The sequence below is a fragment of the Celeribacter baekdonensis genome, from assembly GCF_003047105.1.
Lineage (GTDB): Bacteria > Pseudomonadota > Alphaproteobacteria > Rhodobacterales > Rhodobacteraceae > Celeribacter > Celeribacter baekdonensis_B.
Genome location: NZ_CP028475.1, coordinates 502,511 through 518,133 on the forward strand (window position 1 = coordinate 502,511; position 15,623 = coordinate 518,133).

Sequence of the window (15,623 nt, forward strand, 5' to 3'; positions counted from 1 at the left end):
GTGCTATGGAGGGTCTGAGCGAGCGCCAATACGCTGCCCGCGTCGGCCTTTCACGTGGTGCAATCCAGAAGGCCAAAGCGACAGGGCGGCTGGTTCTGTACGGCGATGGCAGCATTGACGCGGTGGCCAGCGATGCCTTGCGCGCCGAAGCGACCGATCCGTCGAAGACCCGGAAAGCGCCGCAGCCAAAACTCAAGCCTGTCCCGGAGGCGGCAGTGTCCGCAGTCGGCGAGACGCTCCGTGAACAGGGGCTGGCGGCACCTTCAATCGGCAGCGGGACCACGTTCTTGCAGGCCAAGACGGCGAACGAAGTGCTGAAGGCGCAGGAACGGCGCCTCCGGCTACAGAAGCTGAAAGGCGAGCTGATCGACCGGGCCCGCGCGCTGTCGCTGGTGTTCCGGCTGGCGCGGCAGGAGCGTGACGTCTGGGTCAACTGGCCGTCCCGAGCGGCGGCGTTGATGGCGGCCGATCTGGACGTTGAGACCGCCGCGATGCAGAAGGTTCTGGAGAAACATGTCCGTGCCCAGCTCGACGATCTTGCCGAGGTCAAACCTGATCTCAGGTGATGAAGCGCTCGAGTTCGACGGCGCGACAGAGATCCTGCGCGCCTGGGGAGCGGGCCTCACGCCGGATGCAGACCTGACTGTTTCCGAATGGGCGGACCGGCACCGGATGCTCTCCGGGCGCGCTTCGGCAGAACCGGGGCGGTATCGCACGGCGCGCACGCCCTACATGGGCGAAATCATGGACCGGCTGTCGCCCGGCGATCCAACGCAGCGGATCGTCTTCATGAAGGCGGCGCAGGTCGGCGCGACGGAGGCGGGGAACAACTGGATCGGCTTTGCGATCCACCAGGCACCGGGCCCGATGCTGGCGGTCCAGCCGACGGTGGAACTGGCGAAACGAAACTCACGCCAACGGATCGATCCGCTGATCGATGAGAGCCCCGAACTGCGGGAGCGGGTCAAACCGGCGCGCTCGCGCGACGCGGGCAACACCATGCTGTCGAAGGAATTCGCGGGCGGCATCCTGATCATGACCGGGGCGAACTCGGCCGTTGGGCTGCGCTCGACCCCGGCGCGTTACATCTTCCTCGATGAGGTTGATGCCTATCCAGCATCCGCCGACGATGAAGGCGATCCCGTAACGCTGGCCGAAGCGCGGTCGCTGACATTCGCCCATCGCCGCAAGGTCTTCCTGGTCTCGACCCCGACAATCCGGGGACTGAGCCGGATTGAGCGCGAATATGATGCCAGCGACCAGCGGCGGTTCTTTGTGCCGTGCCCGCATTGCGGTCAGGAACAGTGGCTGAAGTTCGAACGGCTGCGCTGGCAAAAGGGGCGGCCGGAGACGGCTGAATATCACTGCGAAGGCTGTGAGACGTCCATCGCCGAGCATCACAAGACGGCGATGCTGGAGGCTGGCGAATGGCGGGCGACGGCGACCGCAGCCGATCCCGGCACCGTCGGCTATCACCTTTCGGCGCTCTATTCGCCGATCGGCTGGCTGAGCTGGGAGCGGATCGTGCGAGCATGGGACGCGGCGCAGGGGTCGGACGAGGCAATCAAAGCCTTCCGCAACACGATCCTCGGCGAGACATGGGTCGAAACCGGCGAGGCCCCGGACTGGCAGCGCTTGGCGGACCAGCGCGAGACCTGGAATGCTGGCGCTGTGCCAACAGGCAGTCTGTTCCTGACTGCGGGAGCGGATGTGCAGAAGGATCGCATCGAAGTCGATGTCTGGGCCTGGGGCCGTGGGCTGGAGAGTTGGCTGATTGATCACCTGGTCATCGAGGGCGGGCCCGGCGACCAGGCGTGCTGGCAGCAGCTGACCAATTTGCTCGGTCAAACATGGGAACATGCCTCAGGTCAACCGATGACGTTGGCACGGCTGGCGATCGATACCGGCTACGAGACCAGTGCTGTCTATGCCTGGTCGCGACAGGTCGGTTTCGCGCAGGTGGCCCCGGTCAAAGGAATTGAAGGCTTCAACCGCTCGAGCCCGGTCACTGGCCCGACGTATGTAGACGCGACCATCGCAGGCAAAAGGCTGCGGCGCGGGGCGCGGCTTTGGACGGTCGCCACGTCGACCTTCAAAACCGAGACCTATCGCTATTTGCGCCAGGACCGGCCGACGCGGGAGGAAATCGAGGCTGGGCACCTTTGCCCGCCCGGAACCATCCATCTGCCAAACTGGGCGGACGGCGAGTGGTTGAAGCAATTCACGGCCGAACAACTGATCACGGTGCGCACCAAACGCGGCTTTGCCCGGCTCGAATGGCAGAAGCTGCGCGAACGCAATGAAGCTCTGGATTGTCGCGTCTATGCCCGGGCAGCCGCTTGGATATTGGGCGCTGACCGTTGGTCCGATGCGCGGTGGACTGATCTGGAAGCACAGGTCGGGATCACGGCGGAGGACATGGCTGAGGACGGGGCGGGAAACACCACGCCCGCTTCTCGGCGCGCGGGACCACAGCGGCGAACCGTGCGCTCAAGCTACATGAGGTGAATTGATGTCTACGATTGCCGAGCTCCGTGCCCGCCGCGAGGCGTTGGCCGTTCAACGCTCCTCTGGCGTGGCGCGTGTCAGTTACGACGGAAAGACGGTGGACTATCGCAGCGTCGCGGAAATCGACCGGGCCATCGAGGCGCTTGACCGCGAGATCGCGGCTGCTGAAGGACGGCGGATCGTTCGGCAGGTGCGTGTCACGACGACGAAGGGTCTTTGATCCATGGGCCTGTTTGATCGTTTCCGTCGCCCATCCTCGGGCGGCCCGGCAGCCGTGTCAGCGCGCCTCGAAGGCGCTATGGCGAAACGACGGCTTCGCGGCTGGAACCCGCCGCTGGAGAACATCAATTCGCTGGTCGCCTCGGGCGGTCCCCGCCTGCTGGCGCGGTCGCGCGAACTGGTCGTCACGAACGGCTATGCCGCAAATGCTTGCGAGGCCTTCGCAGCAAACCTGGTGGGCGATGGGATCAAGCCCTCGTCGCTGATCACGGATGCGGCGTTGCGTGACAGTGTTCAGCGGTTGTGGCTCGCCTGGACCGACGAGGCCGATGCCGACGGGTTGACCGATTTCTACGGCCTGCAGGCCATGGTCGCGCGGGAAATGTTCGTGGCAGGCGAATGCTTCGTGCGAATGCGCCCCCGCAGAGTGGAAGACGGATTACTGGTGCCTTTTCAGCTTCAGCTTCTCCAGTCGGAGATGCTGCCATTCGAGAAGACCGAAACTGCGGCAAACGGCAATCGCATCCGCTGCGGGATTGAATTTGACGGCATCGGGCGCGTGGCCTACCACTTCCGCCGTCGCCATCCGGGCGACAGCACCGATCAGGGAGCGGTGATCCCGGATACGGTGCGCGTGCCCGCTGAGGATGTGCTTCACATCTATCGGCCCATTGATGCAGGCCAGATCCGCGGCCTGCCGCATGTGGCTCCGGCCATGGTGCGGCTGTTTTTGCTGGACCAGTACGATGACGCCGAGCTCGACCGAAAGAAGACGGCGGCGATGTTCGCCGGGTTCATCACCAAGACTGCGCCGGAAGACCCGATGATGGGTGAGGCCGAGGCCGCTCTCGATGGCACCGCCATTGCGAGCCTCGAACCTGGCACGATGCAGGTGCTGCTGCCGGGCGAGGATGTGAAGTTCTCCAGTCCTGCAGATGTTGGGGGCGGCTATGAGGCGTTTCAATATCGGACGCTCTTGTCGGTATCAGCCTCTCTGGGGCTGCCGTACCACCTGGTCACCGGGGATGTGCGCCAGGCGAACTATTCGAGCTTGCGGGCAGAGCTGGTCGAGTTCCGCCGCCGCATCGGTCAGTTGCAGCACGGGGTGATGGCACACCAGTTGTGTCGGCCGATCTGGCGGCGCTGGCTTGAGACGGCCGTGTTGTCGGGAGCGCTGGATATCGGCAATCCCGCCGTCGCGCGGCCGGTGCAATGGATCCCGCCACGCTGGGATTGGGTCGACCCGCTGAAGGACATCCAGGCGCAAGTGCTGGCCATGGAAGCGGGCATCACCTCGCGCCGGAAGGTGGTCGAGGCCACCGGCTATGACGTCGAGGAAGTGGACCGCGAAAATGCGGCAGATGCCAAACGCAGTGCTGATCTGGGGCTGAGCTACCGCGCGAGCCCCGGCGAGACGCAAGGCGCGCGGGCGACGCCCGCCGCGCGGCCTGATCCTGGAGATGGCACAGGCGAAGACACAGGCGACGGATCCGCCTCCACCGATCCCGCCACCGAACAGGAGTGACAATATGACAAGCTGGTATGCGATCCGCGCCCGGGGAACAGGTGCGGAAGTGGCGATCTATGACGAAATTGGCGCCTTTGGGGTTTCGGCGAAGGGGTTTCTTGCCGAACTCGGCGCACTGCCCGACGGGACGCCGGTCGATCTGCGGCTGAACAGCCCGGGCGGGTCAGTCTTCGATGCGGTGGCGATTTACAATGCGTTGAAGCGGCACACGGGCACGGTCACGGTCTGGATCGACGGTATTGCCGCCTCTGCCGCCTCCTATGTCGCCATGGCGGGTGACGAGATCGTCATGCCGGAAAACGCGTTCCTGATGATCCACGACCCGTCGGGGTTGGCAATGGGCACGGCGGGCGACATGCGCGCCATGGCCGAAGCGCTGGACAAGATCGCGGGCAGCCTCGTCCGGGGATATGCCGCCAAATCCGGCAAGACCGATGACGAGATCGCAGCGCTGATGTCGGCCGAAACATGGTTCGATGCGGGTGATGCGGTGGCGGCGGGTTTCGCGGACCGGCTGGCGGAACCCGTCAGGATGGCTGCGCGGTTCGACATCGGTCGGTTCCGCAACGCGCCGCCGGACCTCGTCGAGGCAGTGGAAGCAACAAGCCAGGAGGGTGTTCCGACCGAGGCGGAGAGCGTTCCGGCCGAAGGCAATCCAGAGACGGGCACCAACATGCACCAAGAGATCGACAGTATCGTGGACGGCGATGTCGAACCTGCCGACGGCACTGGAGAGGCGGACAGCGACGATGCGCCTGTCGAGCCCGAGGGGCAAGTTGAGGCCGACGACATGCCCAGCCCTTCGGACCCGATCCCGACCCCGGGTGGCGCACCGCCCGATTCCGCCGCGATCCGCGCCGAGGCGATCACCCATGCCCGCGCTATCGTCGATCTTTGCCGCCTTGCAGGCCAGCCGCAGATGGCTGGGCGCTTCCTCGATCAGGACGCCAGTCTCGACGACGTCCGCATGGCCCTTCTCGCTGTCAAAGCCGAGGCAGAACCCGAAATCGCCGCCCATCACCCGCAACCCGGCCGGACCACGACGGCCCGCCCATGGGGCGAGATCGTCGCCCGTACCTTCAAACTGAAAGGATAACTCATGACCACGCTCACGGAGACCACGCATCCCGGAGGCTTCCTCGTTTGGGAAGCCTTCCGCGACTACACCCGCGAAACCGTCACCGTTGCGTCCGGCACGCTCAATCCGGGCACCGTGCTGGGCATGATCACGGCTTCGGGCAAATACGCGGCCCATGATCCCGCCGCCGTCGACGGTACTGAAACCGCCGTGGCGGTGCTCTGGGGCAAGGCCGACGCGACAGGCGGCGATGCGCCAGCCGTTGCGCTGGTTCGCGGCCCCGCCGTCGTCAATCGCTACGATCTTGTCTTTGTCGGCACCCCCAGTGAGGGCGAGATCACCGCCGCCCATGCCGCGCTGCAGGCGGTCGGCATCCTCGTCCGCTGATCAAACCCTCAAAGGAGGCATTCCCATGACCACCATGGATATCTTCGAAGGCGATGCCTTCACCATCATCGAACTCACCCGTGCTCTGGAAAACATCCCCTTCAAGCCCGCGATCCTGTCGGGCGCCAGCCTGTTCTCACCGCGCGGCGTGCGCTCGCGCACCGTCGTGATCGAGAGCCGGGACGGCACGCTGTCGCTAATCCCGTTCTCTGAACGCGGCTCGGCGGCCGAGCAACAAGTGCCGGAGCGTCGCGACATGCGCGCCTTTGTCTGCCGCCAGTTCAAGAAGCAGGACGTGCTCTGGGCGTCTGAAATCCAGGGCATCCGCGACTTCGGCTCGGAAAGTGCGACCCAGCAGGTGCAAAGCGAGGTCGCCCGCAAGCTTGGCCGTTTGCGCCAGGATGCGGAGGCGACGTTCGAATATCATCTGCTGAACGGCATTCAGGGCATCGTGAAGGATCCCAAGGACAGCGCCACGGTGATCAACTACTTCACCGAGTTCGCCATCACGCCCGCCACCGAGATCGACTTTGATCTCGACAATGCGACCCCGGGTTCCGGCGCGCTACGCAAACGCTGCCAGGCGCTGATCGAGGATGTCGAGGACAGCATGGGCGGGCTCGCGGCCGGGGCCGTGCAGGTCCGCGCCGAATGCGGCTCCGCCTTCTTCGCTGATCTCATTGCCCACAAGGAGGTGCGCGAGACCTATCTCAACACCGCCGCTGCTGCCGATCTGCGCGGCCGGGTCGCCGACGAGGTCAGCTTTGGTGGCATCACCTTCCGTCGCTATCGAGGTGGGGCGGGCTTCGGTGTGCCGACCGACAAGGCCTTCTTCTATCCCGAAGGCGTCGAGGGACTGTTTGAAATCTACCACGCACCCGCCGACACCTTCGAGACGGTCAATACTCTGGGACTGCCGCTCTACGCCCGCACGATCCCCGATAGGGACCGTGACGAATGGGTGCGGCTCGAAATCGAGAGCAACCCGCTGCCGATCTGCACTCGCCCACAAGTGCTGCGCTCGGCAAGGCGGACGTGATGTCTGCCTTCGACGCCGCCGTCGACTTGCTGTTCGCCGACCCGAACATCGGGCGCGAGGCGATCTACACCTCCGACGGCGGCGCGCCCATGCTGGTGCGCGTCGTCTCGCGGCAGGCTGATGCGATCACCGACTTTGGCGATGCCCGGCTCTGGTCGGAAACGACCCGGATCGACCTGCGTGTCGCTGAGGTTCCGGCCCCGCGTCCGGGCGACCGCTTGGAAATCGACGGCGAAGCCTTCCTCATTCAGGGCGAGCCCGTTCGTGACCGGGAACGATTGGTCTGGACCGTGGACCTGAGGTCCGCGTGAAACTGAAACTCGACATCGATCCCGACATCGTCGCCATGATGGCAGCGGAGGTCGCGGCGGGCGAACGGGCGGTGACAGCGGCCATGCGCGAGGCCGGGACCGGGCTGAAGTCTGCTTGGCGTATGCAGATCACTGGCGCGGGGCTCGGACGACGGCTTGCCAACTCGATCCGTAACCAGAACTTCCCGAGGTCGGGCGAGAGCCTTGATGCGGCGGCATTGGTCTGGTCCAAGGCCCCAGTAATCGTCGGCGCTCACGATACCGGCCCACTGATCCGCTCGAAGGACGGGTTCTGGCTGGCGATTCCGTTGCCCGCTGCCGGGAAATCCACGCGCGGCGGGCGGATCACCCCCGGCGAATGGGAGCGGCGACGCGGTCTACGCCTGCGCTTCGTCTATCGCCGGACGGGTCCGAGCCTGCTGGTGGCCGAGGGACGGCTGAATACGAAGGGTCAGGCGGTGGTCTCCCGATCAAAGACTGGGCGCGGAAAGGTCACCGCGCCGATCTTCCTTCTGGTGCCGCAGGTCAAACTGCCGAAGCGACTGGACCTCGACCGGGACGCAGAGCGGGCGCTCGACAGCGTGCCGGGGCTGATCGTGGCGAAATGGGTAGAGGACAGGTTTTGAATTTGGATTAAGCATCAGCTAAGAGACGCTCGTACATCCGCCATCGGAATGAAGACGCGGTGCGGATTGTCAGGATCGCCAAGGGTTTGGAAGCCGAGTTCGGCATAGAAGTTCCAGCGGCGATCAAAATGGTCGTCTTGGAGCACGTCGAGTGTGATGGCTGCGGCACCCATCTGGTCAGCAATCTCGAGGCAGCGCTTCAAGGCATCTATTACGAGAGCTGTTCCCAGACCCATACCTTGCGAAGCTTCGTGTACGGCGACAGCACGGATGTAGATTACCGGGATATCGGGGACACCAGCGCGCTGCCACTTTTTGGGACCAAGATTGGCCCGAACGGCCATCGCGCCGAGTGTATAGAAACCGAGCACCGCGGGATCGTTGCCATCCGTTGCGATCCATGCTGTGACCATGCCGGCCTTGATTTGATCCGAAAGCGAGGATTTCAGAAAGTTATCGATGGGCGCAAATCCGCAAGAAAAGGCGCTGCGGTCATGCAGCGCCTTGTCAAACTTGGCGATTGTGAGGGCGGGCGTGTCCGCCGCGGCCTCAGCCGGCATCCTTCAGGAGGCCCTTCGACGCTTCGGCGGCGCGTGCCAGACCTGGCACAACCTTTCCGGGCAACTCGATAGCGGCCTTGAAAGCTTCAAACGCGTCAATGGGCAGAATGGAGAGAGATATTCGCTGTTCCACTTCCTGCGCACGCAGAAGGGCCGCCTGACGAATAAAGTCAGCTTCCTGCAGGCCAGTGGCAGCAGCTGCAGCCTTTATGCGCTCTTCATCAGCACGATGCATGCGCAACTCTTTGCGCGCTTCCATCTTGCCCGGCGTAGGTGCGGTGGTTTCGATCGCAAACATAATCGGTCTCCTTCGCCGATCTATGTACGGTATAACGCCGTACATGTCAATGATCATCATGAGGGTGATCAGGGTCGGCCGCATCGGAAAGATCATGTTCATCACGATGATCACCATGATGATGATCGCCTCGACCATCCAACGAACGTCAGAATAGCACAATGCCCACCCCACGCGAAACCATCCTGACCGCGCTGCACGCGCGGCTTTCGGCGCTGCCCGCGACCGCCCTGCGCGGTGAGGTCTTGCCCGAGCGCGTCCCGGTTGATGGCCTGCTGATCCTGCGCGACGGCGAGCCGGGGGAGCCCGAGGTGACGCTCTCGCCGCTACGCTACCACTACCAGCATCGCGCCGAAATCGAGGCAGTCGTGCAGGGCGCTGACCGTGACGCCGCCTTCGGCACGCTCTGCGCCAGCATCGGCTTAGCGATTGCCGCTGACCGCACGCTGGGCGGTCTCTGCGACTGGATTGAGGCGGAAGCGCCCCGTCCAGTTGATCTGCCCATCGAGGGTGCTGCGGCGCTCAAGGCGGCCGTCATTCCGGTGGCGCTGCACTATTCCACGGCCGACCAGCTGGCGTGATCATCCGGTTAGGTGGCTTTTGAATATGATTGGGATCTGCACTTTCCCTCAATCTGCGCTCCGCTATCGATGCTCAGGCTCTCATAGGTGATTTCGCCGGTCACCCGCGCGCTTGTATGCAACCTGACCTTGCCACCCGTGACTTGGCCGTTGAAACGCCCCTTTATGTCGATGCTGGCTGCATGGATTTCGCCTTCGACTTCGCCTGCCTCCTCGATGACGATCGAGGACGCTTCCACACGCCCTTTCACATAACCGGGCAATTCGACGGTGCCGGGAAAATACAGCTCGCCCGTGATGCGCGAGCCTGAGCCGAGATGCGAGCGGCCACCGGCTTCAGAGTCGTTTTGATCCGCCATTCAATCTCGCCCTTTTGAGTTCTGGCCCATCTTGGGCTCATCCGCTTCAATATACAGGAGAAACCACAATGGCACGAGCCCAAGGGGCACGGGCGCAGATGGCGCTTGCGTTCGAGACGAATTATGGAACGCCACCGGTGGGTGGCTTCACGAAAATGCCCTTCGCCAGCACTTCGCTCGGCGCGGAGCAGCCGCTGCTCAATTCGGAACTTTTGGGTTACGGCCGCGATCCGCTGGCGCCCATCAAGGATGCGGTAACGGCGGACGGCGATGTCGTCGTGCCGCTCGACGCTGAGGCCTTCGGGTTCTGGCTGAAGGCGGCCTTTGGCGACCCGACTACGACCGGCACCGGTCCCTGGACGCACGAGTTTCAGTCGGGCGCGTGGACGCTGCCCAGCATGTCGATCGAGACCGGCATGCCCGAGATCCCGCGTTTTGCGATGTATTCCGGCTGCGTACTCGACCAGATCAACTGGCAAATGCAGCGATCCGGCCTTTTGACCGCGACCGCGCGGCTCGTGGCACAGGGCGAGACCGTGGGCACGACGACCAGTGCCGGAACGCCCGCTGCGTTGGATCTGCAGCGCTTCGGGCATTTCAACGGCGCGATCACCCGCAACGGGTCGGCCCTCGGCAATGTGGTCTCTGCCGACACCACCTATGCCAACAACCTCGACCGGATCGAGACCATCCGTTCGGACGGCCGGATCGACGGGGCAGACCCCTCCATCGCCGCGCTGACTGGCTCCATCGAGGTGCGCTTCGCCGACCAGACGCTGGTGACACAGGCAATCAACGGCGATCCCTGCGAGCTTGAGTTCGCCTATGTGCTGCCCTCTGGCGAGAGCTTCACCTTCACTGTGCATGCCGTCTACCTGCCGCGCCCGCGCATCGAGATTTCCAGGCCGCAGGGGGTGCAGGCCACCTTTGACTGGCAGGCCGCACGCGACAGCACGGTCGGCCGGATGTGCACCGCAACCCTATTGAACGACATTGAGGTATATTGATGCTGACACTTGACCTGATGAACGCACCGCGCTGGCACGACCTTGCACCAGGTGTGCGCGCAGAGCTGCGCCCACTGACCACGGCCCTGATGGTTGCGACGCGCAGCGATGCGGCTGTCGAGGCGGTCCCGGTAGACGCTTCCGACGAGGAACGCGCCGTTGCCTTTGCCAAGGCGCTGGCGCGTCGGGCAGTTCTCACTTGGGAGGGCATCGGCGATGCGGATGGCAACCCTATCGATCCGAGCCCCGACGCTGTCGACACTCTTCTCGACATCTGGCCGATCTTCGAAGCATTCCAATTGACCTACGTCTCCAAAGGCCTGCTGCTGGACCAGGAAAAAAACGTCTCCGCGCTCTCGCCGAGTGGTCCTTCGGCGGGGGCGAGCGATACTGCGAGGGTTGCGAACCCAGCGAAGCGTGCGAAGCGACGTGCAAAACCTGCCCGGCGCGGCTGAACCGGCCTGCGACCTTTGAGGGCTGGCAGGTCTGGGATCTGGTCGGCCGCCTCGGTGGGCAGCTCAGAATGCTGCCGGGCGCGGTGATCGGTTGGGACATGTCGGCAGCACTTGCACTCGGTGATGCCCTCGGAATTCCGCCGCTGGCGATGGCCGAACTGCTGCCCGTCGTCGAGGCGGTGATGATGGCAAAACTCAACGAAAAGATGGATCATTCCAATGGCTGAGAAGCGCGTTTCTGTCCGCCTTGCTGCCGTGGGCGGCCGAGAGGTACGCGCCGAACTGGAAGGTGTCGGTGAGGCTGGGGCGCGCGGGTTCGGGCGGCTCAGCCGCGAGATGGAAGCGGCCAACGCTCGGCTTGCGGCGTTCTCCCGACGGGTCCGGATTGCCGCTGCCGCTGCAGTGGCCGCTGCCGCTGCTGCAGGCGTCGCCATGGTCCGCTCGGGGCTGCAGACCGTCGATGCACAGGCCAAGTTGGCGCAATCGCTGGGCACGACGGTGGCCTCGATCCAGACTCTGGAACGTGCAGGCGAGTTGGCCGGTGTCTCCATGTCCGGGATTGAACAAGCGACGAAGGACCTCACACGACGGCTGAGCCAAGCGGCTGCCGGGAGTGGTCCGGCTGCCGACGCGCTGGAGCGGCTGGGACTGTCTGCCACCGACCTGATTGCCCTGCCGCTGGATCAGCGGGTGGGGGCGATCAACGCCGCCATCGAGGAGTTCGTGCCGGTCGCCGAGCGCGCTGCTGTCGCAGGCCAGCTATTCGGCGAGGAAGGCTCCATCGCCATGTCGCGGATCGACACCGCGACGCTGCGTCAGGCGACCGAGGATGTTCTCGCCTTCGGTGTCGTCGTTTCAGAGCAGGATGCCGACCAGATCGAACGCACCAATGATGCGATCTCGCGTCTCGGCCTCGTCTGGCGCGGGCTGTCGAACCAGCTGGCGGTTGCCGCAGCCCCCGCGCTCGAAGCGGTGGCGAATGCCATGGCGGCCATGGCCAGTCGAACCGGACCGCTTGGCATCGCCATCAGGGGCCTCTTCGACAACATCGGTCGCCTTTCCGCCTACGCCGCTACGTTCGCGGCCCTCCTGGCGGGGCGCTGGGTGGCCGGAATGGTAGCTGCCGCAATTTCCGTGCGCGGGCTCGCCACGGCGCTGGTGGTGATGCGCGGCGCATTGATCCGCACCGGGATCGGGGCGCTGATCGTCGGTGCGGGTGAGTTGATCTACCAGTTCGGCCAGCTTGTCTCCGGCGCAGGCGGCTTCGGAAATGCCATGGCACTGCTGGGCAACCTCGTGAGCGAGGTCTGGGAGCGGATCAAGATGGGGGCTGGCAGCTTTGCAGCCTCTGCGATGGCGGCTTTTGCGGACGTGCACGCAGCGTCGGCTGCCGCGATGCAAGGCGCGCTCGAGGGGGTCGTCGGTTTTGCCAATGCGGCCGTGAACAGTTTTGAGGGGGCGTTTGAGGCGATCAAGGCTGTCTGGGGGCTTTTGCCTGCGGCCATCGGTGATCTCGCGTTTCAGGCGGCAAACAGCCTGATTGAAGGCGTCGAGGCGATGCTGAACGGCGTCGTCTCCAGGATCAACGGCTTCATCGACGGCGTGAACGCCGGGCTTGAGGCGCTCGGCGTGGAGCGGCGGATCGGCCTTATTGCTGATCTTGATCTGGGACAGCTCGAGAACCGCTTTGCAGGCGCTGCGACCCAAGCGGCGACCGCAGCGCAAGATGCTTTTGCTGGTGCGTTCGCGGACAACCCGCTGGCTGTTCCGGATCTGGGACTTACAGGAGCAGCCAGTGATGCCGCCGCCTCAGCCGAGGCCTGGAGGCAGACTGCCGCGACGCTCGCCGATGGTGCCCTGCAGCCACTTGAAGCGATGGAGGCTTTGCGCACTGCGATGCGTACTACAGGAACCGAGGCCGAGACGGCGCTGGATGGAGCCACGGCAGCTGCGGATCGCTTCGACGCTGCTTTGGCCGAAGATGAAAACGGTGGCCCGGCAGCCACGCTCGATGAAACAGCGGCTGCGGCCGGTCGTGCCGGAGGGGCACTGCAAAGCGCCGCTGATGTCGCGCGCCAGTCATGGGACGCGGCCCGTACTGCGGTTGAGCGCACGCAAGAGATCGCGCGGGGTTTGGCCGATGACATCACCGGGCCGATCAAGGAGGCGCTGAAGTCGGGCGAACTCAGCTGGCAAACCTTCGCGAGCGCAATATCCGGGATCGCCCAAAACCTTGCCAACAGGCTGATCGATACCGCCTTCAAGCCGATCGAGGACGCACTGTTCCGGGCTCTGTCCGGGTCAGGCGGCGGCGGTCTCTTTGGCTGGCTCTCTAGCGCCCTCGGCGGACTGTTCGGCATGGGCGGCACCTTCGCGCGCGGCGGTGCCTTTGGGCAGGCTGGCGAAATTACAGCCTTTGCCAACGGTGGCGTGGTCTCAAACCCGACCGTGTTTCCCTTTGCGCGTGGGATCGGGCTCATGGGTGAGGCAGGCCCGGAAGCCATTCTGCCGCTGCGACGAGGTCGGGGTGGAAGGCTCGGCGTCGAGACGAGCGGTGAAGGTCAAACTGCGCAGTCCGCAACCCGCATCGTTAATGTGCTCGATCCCTCCATTGTCGGCGATTATCTGGCAACGCCCGCAGGCGAGCGGCTGATCGTCAACGTGATCCGGCGCAACCGGGGAGGCCTCGATGCTTAGTCTTTGGCCTTTCCCGGTACGCCAACCTGTCACCGAGGTGCTGGAATGGAACACCGACACGCTGATCACCGAGGCGGCTGAGCAGCGGATCGCGCTCCGCACTGTGCCGCGTTCGATCCTGACGGTCTCGCATTTGCTCGATGCCAGTGACCTCTCCCGTGCGGCAGAGCTTGCCCGGGCCGGGCCACTCGACGATTGGACGGTGCCGCTCTGGCACCTTGCACGCCCGTCCACTGTGCCCGTTGATGCCGCCGACATCACTGTATTCGTCGATACCGGCGAGGGAGCGTTCGAAGCGCCGGGACAGGCCGTCATCGCAGCTGACGGAGGTGTGGCATATCTTGTCGAAGTCAGTGCGGTCCTGCCGGACTGGCTGGAGCTGGCCGCGCCTGCGGGCGTGACCCTTGCGCATCCGATTGTAGCCCCGGTGGGTACCGGGATCCTGACGCGACCTATCGAGATCGACCGGCGCCGCCAGGGACTGGGCACGGTCACGGCCACTTTCACCCTGCAAACTGGGACCGACCTGTCTGCCAGCAGCTACGCGACCCATCTGGGTCTGGATGTGCTGACCGATCCGGCCGTGCTCCGCCAACCGTTGGCGGAGAGTATCGCGCAATCCGTCGAATACATCGACAACGGCTTCGGTCCCATCGTAATCGAACCCGTGCTGACCCATGTCCAGCGCCGCTCGACCATCACATTGATCGACCGGGGTGCTGGGCGTTGGTCGCGCCGCCGCTGGCTTTATTCTCTGCGTGGCCGCCAACGCGCGTTCTGGCTTCCGACTTGGGGGCGGGAACTGGTCCTTCAAGCGGCGGTCACGTCCTCGGCTACCTCTGTGATCATTGTAGAAAACATGGATCCCGGCGTTTTGATCGGACGGCATGTGATGTTCGAGATCGTCTCCGGCCCGGTGTTTTGCGAGATCACAAACGCAGTTTATGACGCGCTCGGGATCCGGCTGACCATCGCCGCCCCGGGCAAGAGCATTCCAATAACAACGCCCATTCATCTGCTCACGAAGTTCCGGCTCGATACCGACCGGATCGAGATTGAGCATTTTGCGGGCCGGACTGAGTTCGCGGCAAGCCTGATTGAGATTCCTGGATGACTTATGACCTTGCCGAGACCTCGACCGCTGAAGGGCGGCCGTATTTCCTGTATCTCTTCGCGGAAGGCGATCAGGGCTGGCGCTTCACGAGCCGTACGGCGATCTGGACCTCGCCTGCTGGGGCCATCGCCGATGAGACCGAGGATCTGATCTGGGACCCGTCAGCGGTCAGCCATGGGTCCGTCGTCCAGAGCAGCGATCCACGGCGCGTCGATCTCAGCGTCACCTTTCCGCTCTCCGATCCCTTCGCCCGCCGTTATCTCGGCCCCCGCGGCCGGGCGGTCACGACGCTCACCATCTTTCGTGGGCACGAACAGGTGCCAATGGAGGTGGTTGCACACTGGAAGGGCCGCGTGGTCTCGGCCCGGGTCGAGGGGCGGCAGATCACCCTTCGCTGTGAATCCCTGTTCACATCCATGCGCCGCGAGGGCGTGCGCGCCAAATACCAGCGCCTTTGCCGTCATGCGCTTTATTCCCGAGGATGCCGTCTCGAAATAGAAACCTTTTTCGTGGGCGGCACAGCCAGCGCGCATCAGGGCCTCACGATCACCGTCCCCGAGGTCGCGTTGCTGCCAAACGGCTGGTTCCGGGGCGGTGTGCTGCGCCACGCGGGCCTTCTGGGGTTCATCGCTGGGCATGTCGGAGATGCACTGACGCTTTCCGGCCGCATGCCCGATCTGGAGGCGGCCATTGATGATCCCGAAGCCCTGGCGCTCGTCGAAATCGCCCCCGGCTGTGATCTGCGGCGCGATACCTGCAAGACGAAGTTCGGCAACCTGCTGAACTTCGGCGGCTTTCCCGACATTCCCGGCCGCAACCCGTTTGGCGGCACCAGCATCGTCTGACCCAAATCTGA

General features: G+C 64.3%; 19 protein-coding genes. 16 read left to right on the plus strand and 3 right to left on the minus strand.

Going from position 1 to position 15,623, the window contains the following annotated elements; genetic code table 11:
- The first annotated feature begins 5 nt into the window (after positions 1-5).
- From DA792_RS05905 to DA792_RS05945, 9 genes are read left to right on the plus strand one after another with little or no spacing between them, the layout of a single operon-like run.
- The gene (locus DA792_RS05905) at positions 6-566 is read left to right on the plus strand and encodes a hypothetical protein (protein WP_107718951.1); all 561 of its coding nucleotides are present in this window, start codon (positions 6-8) and stop codon (positions 564-566) included.
- Positions 514-2,508, plus strand: coding sequence for a phage terminase large subunit family protein (locus DA792_RS05910; RefSeq protein WP_107718953.1), 1,995 nt, complete (start codon positions 514-516; stop codon positions 2,506-2,508). Before DA792_RS05905 ends, DA792_RS05910 begins: the two co-directional genes overlap by 53 nt.
- A gap of 4 nt (positions 2,509-2,512) precedes the next feature.
- A complete protein-coding gene (locus DA792_RS05915; RefSeq protein ID WP_107718955.1) occupies positions 2,513-2,728 on the plus strand; it encodes a phage head-tail joining protein in 216 nt (71 codons plus the stop codon).
- Positions 2,729-2,731: 3 nt separating this feature from the next.
- Positions 2,732-4,252 (plus strand): phage portal protein, encoded by a 1,521-nt coding sequence (locus DA792_RS05920; RefSeq protein ID WP_254679365.1) that lies wholly within the window; start codon positions 2,732-2,734, stop codon positions 4,250-4,252.
- Between the two features lie 4 nt (positions 4,253-4,256).
- Entirely contained in the window at positions 4,257-5,351 is a 1,095-nt protein-coding gene (locus DA792_RS05925) for a head maturation protease, ClpP-related (protein ID WP_159075180.1), read from the plus strand.
- Positions 5,352-5,354: 3 nt separating this feature from the next.
- Positions 5,355-5,720: a head decoration protein gene (locus DA792_RS05930; RefSeq protein ID WP_107718960.1), complete on the plus strand. Its 366-nt coding sequence runs from the start codon at positions 5,355-5,357 to the stop codon at positions 5,718-5,720.
- A gap of 25 nt (positions 5,721-5,745) precedes the next feature.
- The gene (locus DA792_RS05935; protein WP_159075181.1) at positions 5,746-6,759 is read left to right on the plus strand and encodes a major capsid protein; all 1,014 of its coding nucleotides are present in this window, start codon (positions 5,746-5,748) and stop codon (positions 6,757-6,759) included.
- Entirely contained in the window at positions 6,759-7,070 is a 312-nt protein-coding gene (locus DA792_RS05940) for a head-tail joining protein (protein ID WP_107718964.1), read from the plus strand. The genes DA792_RS05935 and DA792_RS05940 overlap by 1 nt, the downstream gene beginning before the upstream one ends.
- Complete coding sequence (locus DA792_RS05945) at positions 7,067-7,696, plus strand: DUF6441 family protein (RefSeq protein WP_107718966.1); 630 nt, start codon at positions 7,067-7,069, stop codon at positions 7,694-7,696. Before DA792_RS05940 ends, DA792_RS05945 begins: the two co-directional genes overlap by 4 nt.
- A 14-nt stretch (positions 7,697-7,710) precedes the next feature.
- On the opposite strand, the gene DA792_RS05950 is transcribed toward DA792_RS05945, so the two are convergent.
- Entirely contained in the window at positions 7,711-8,256 is a 546-nt protein-coding gene (locus DA792_RS05950) for a GNAT family N-acetyltransferase (RefSeq protein WP_107718968.1), read from the minus strand.
- A complete protein-coding gene (locus tag DA792_RS05955; protein WP_159075182.1) occupies positions 8,246-8,692 on the minus strand; it encodes a type II toxin -antitoxin system TacA 1-like antitoxin in 447 nt (148 codons plus the stop codon). The genes DA792_RS05950 and DA792_RS05955 overlap by 11 nt, the downstream gene beginning before the upstream one ends.
- A 23-nt stretch (positions 8,693-8,715) precedes the next feature.
- On the opposite strand from DA792_RS05955, the gene DA792_RS05960 reads away from it, so the two are divergent.
- Positions 8,716-9,135 (plus strand): acyl-CoA transferase, encoded by a 420-nt coding sequence (locus tag DA792_RS05960; RefSeq protein ID WP_107718973.1) that lies wholly within the window; start codon positions 8,716-8,718, stop codon positions 9,133-9,135.
- A gap of 8 nt (positions 9,136-9,143) precedes the next feature.
- On the opposite strand, the gene DA792_RS05965 is transcribed toward DA792_RS05960, so the two are convergent.
- Positions 9,144-9,494, minus strand: a complete 351-nt coding sequence (locus DA792_RS05965) for a bactofilin family protein (protein ID WP_107718975.1) — start codon at positions 9,492-9,494, stop codon at positions 9,144-9,146.
- Between the two features lie 68 nt (positions 9,495-9,562).
- On the opposite strand from DA792_RS05965, the gene DA792_RS05970 reads away from it, so the two are divergent.
- The 6 genes from DA792_RS05970 to DA792_RS05990 all read left to right on the plus strand — a co-directional run bounded on the left by DA792_RS05970 (position 9,563) and on the right by DA792_RS05990 (position 15,612).
- Entirely contained in the window at positions 9,563-10,501 is a 939-nt protein-coding gene (locus tag DA792_RS05970; protein WP_107718977.1) for a phage tail tube protein, read from the plus strand.
- Positions 10,501-10,956 carry a hypothetical protein gene (locus DA792_RS05975; RefSeq protein WP_107718979.1) on the plus strand — a complete coding sequence of 152 codons (456 nt, stop codon included), beginning with the start codon at positions 10,501-10,503 and terminating at the stop codon, positions 10,954-10,956. Before DA792_RS05970 ends, DA792_RS05975 begins: the two co-directional genes overlap by 1 nt.
- A 68-nt stretch (positions 10,957-11,024) precedes the next feature.
- Positions 11,025-11,183: a DUF7697 family protein gene (locus tag DA792_RS22420; protein WP_199908125.1), complete on the plus strand. Its 159-nt coding sequence runs from the start codon at positions 11,025-11,027 to the stop codon at positions 11,181-11,183.
- Entirely contained in the window at positions 11,176-13,653 is a 2,478-nt protein-coding gene (locus DA792_RS05980; protein ID WP_107718981.1) for a phage tail tape measure protein, read from the plus strand. Before DA792_RS22420 ends, DA792_RS05980 begins: the two co-directional genes overlap by 8 nt.
- Complete coding sequence (locus tag DA792_RS05985; protein WP_107718983.1) at positions 13,646-14,767, plus strand: hypothetical protein; 1,122 nt, start codon at positions 13,646-13,648, stop codon at positions 14,765-14,767. The genes DA792_RS05980 and DA792_RS05985 overlap by 8 nt, the downstream gene beginning before the upstream one ends.
- Complete coding sequence (locus tag DA792_RS05990) at positions 14,764-15,612, plus strand: phage BR0599 family protein (protein ID WP_107718986.1); 849 nt, start codon at positions 14,764-14,766, stop codon at positions 15,610-15,612. Before DA792_RS05985 ends, DA792_RS05990 begins: the two co-directional genes overlap by 4 nt.
- Positions 15,613-15,623 lie beyond the last annotated feature (11 nt).

What these genes read in the sequence shown, in the direction of transcription:
- DA792_RS05955 (WP_159075182.1), bottom strand. Translation starts at nt 8,692, where the DNA reads ATGGTCGAGGCGATCATCATCATGGTGATCATCGTGATGAACATGATC.
- DA792_RS05905 (WP_107718951.1), top strand. Translation starts at nt 6, where the DNA reads ATGGAGGGTCTGAGCGAGCGCCAATACGCTGCCCGCGTCGGCCTTTCA.
- DA792_RS05910 (WP_107718953.1), top strand. Translation starts at nt 514, where the DNA reads ATGTCCGTGCCCAGCTCGACGATCTTGCCGAGGTCAAACCTGATCTCA.
- DA792_RS05965 (WP_107718975.1), bottom strand. Translation starts at nt 9,494, where the DNA reads ATGGCGGATCAAAACGACTCTGAAGCCGGTGGCCGCTCGCATCTCGGC.
- DA792_RS22420 (WP_199908125.1), top strand. Translation starts at nt 11,025, where the DNA reads ATGCTGCCGGGCGCGGTGATCGGTTGGGACATGTCGGCAGCACTTGCA.
- DA792_RS05935 (WP_159075181.1), top strand. Translation starts at nt 5,746, where the DNA reads ATGACCACCATGGATATCTTCGAAGGCGATGCCTTCACCATCATCGAA.
- DA792_RS05980 (WP_107718981.1), top strand. Translation starts at nt 11,176, where the DNA reads ATGGCTGAGAAGCGCGTTTCTGTCCGCCTTGCTGCCGTGGGCGGCCGA.
- DA792_RS05970 (WP_107718977.1), top strand. Translation starts at nt 9,563, where the DNA reads ATGGCACGAGCCCAAGGGGCACGGGCGCAGATGGCGCTTGCGTTCGAG.
- DA792_RS05925 (WP_159075180.1), top strand. Translation starts at nt 4,257, where the DNA reads ATGACAAGCTGGTATGCGATCCGCGCCCGGGGAACAGGTGCGGAAGTG.
- DA792_RS05940 (WP_107718964.1), top strand. Translation starts at nt 6,759, where the DNA reads ATGTCTGCCTTCGACGCCGCCGTCGACTTGCTGTTCGCCGACCCGAAC.
- DA792_RS05920 (WP_254679365.1), top strand. Translation starts at nt 2,732, where the DNA reads ATGGGCCTGTTTGATCGTTTCCGTCGCCCATCCTCGGGCGGCCCGGCA.
- DA792_RS05990 (WP_107718986.1), top strand. Translation starts at nt 14,764, where the DNA reads ATGACTTATGACCTTGCCGAGACCTCGACCGCTGAAGGGCGGCCGTAT.
- DA792_RS05930 (WP_107718960.1), top strand. Translation starts at nt 5,355, where the DNA reads ATGACCACGCTCACGGAGACCACGCATCCCGGAGGCTTCCTCGTTTGG.
- DA792_RS05985 (WP_107718983.1), top strand. Translation starts at nt 13,646, where the DNA reads ATGCTTAGTCTTTGGCCTTTCCCGGTACGCCAACCTGTCACCGAGGTG.
- DA792_RS05960 (WP_107718973.1), top strand. Translation starts at nt 8,716, where the DNA reads ATGCCCACCCCACGCGAAACCATCCTGACCGCGCTGCACGCGCGGCTT.
- DA792_RS05915 (WP_107718955.1), top strand. Translation starts at nt 2,513, where the DNA reads ATGTCTACGATTGCCGAGCTCCGTGCCCGCCGCGAGGCGTTGGCCGTT.
- DA792_RS05975 (WP_107718979.1), top strand. Translation starts at nt 10,501, where the DNA reads ATGCTGACACTTGACCTGATGAACGCACCGCGCTGGCACGACCTTGCA.
- DA792_RS05950 (WP_107718968.1), bottom strand. Translation starts at nt 8,256, where the DNA reads ATGCCGGCTGAGGCCGCGGCGGACACGCCCGCCCTCACAATCGCCAAG.